Source organism: Bartonella sp. OD88NMGDW (assembly GCF_042193775.1).
Taxonomy (GTDB): Bacteria; Pseudomonadota; Alphaproteobacteria; order Rhizobiales; family Rhizobiaceae; genus Bartonella; species Bartonella grahamii.
The window spans coordinates 1-542 of the sequence record NZ_JBHIMA010000091.1 but is presented as its reverse complement, the minus strand read 5'-3'; the positions used below and the strand labels follow the sequence as shown (position 1 = coordinate 542).

The window sequence follows — 542 nt, the reverse complement described above, 5'->3', positions numbered from 1 at the left end:
TCCATACAAACCCATGAGGCAGAAAACTCTTCTTCAAAAGATTGGAAATTCAGCCAATCCACATAAAATTGATGCGGTCCTAACATCATCAAAGGATCTCTCATAGGCTCCCTCCCCTTATTCTGTCCCGCCATGCAGCGCATTAGCGCGTACCCGTTGAATGGCGTGGGCAACCGCACGACCAGTGGGCCACAGGATCACGGGCACCATTGACATGCACTGTGACATTTTGATTGTGCGTGATGGGGGAACGGTCTTTGTCTCTTTGCTCTCTCGCAAATGAATTTACAGGAGAAGCCCCCGCAAATTGTGGTATGGGCTGAATGGCTGTTTTACCCCCCAAAAAACTTGGCAAAAACTCTCTTACATCAATGGAACCAATCCACCCCTTCATGCGATGAGGCAAAGATTTACAAAAATCTGTCAATTGTGAGATGGTGCCCATAAAACCATCAACAATCAGGATAAAACCGCGTACAATGCGTAAAGTCATGCTTTAACTCCTTGCTGCTTTACGATAAGTTTCAAACGTATCGCCAAAT

1 protein-coding gene and 1 pseudogene are annotated in these 542 nt (G+C 45.9%); both read right to left on the bottom strand.

What is annotated here, in order from left to right; translation table 11 throughout:
- Positions 1-104: pseudogene (locus ACFIJR_RS09285) on the bottom strand (phage tail protein); the annotation flags it as partial.
- A gap of 38 nt (positions 105-142) precedes the next feature.
- On the bottom strand, positions 143-493 hold the full coding sequence (locus tag ACFIJR_RS09280; RefSeq protein ID WP_375652054.1) for a hypothetical protein: 351 nt from the start codon (positions 491-493) through the stop codon (positions 143-145).
- Positions 494-542: the final 49 nt, after the last annotated feature.

Excerpts from the sequence above, each read along its gene's own strand:
- ACFIJR_RS09280 (WP_375652054.1), bottom strand. The coding sequence starts at position 493 with ATGACTTTACGCATTGTACGCGGTTTTATCCTGATTGTTGATGGTTTT.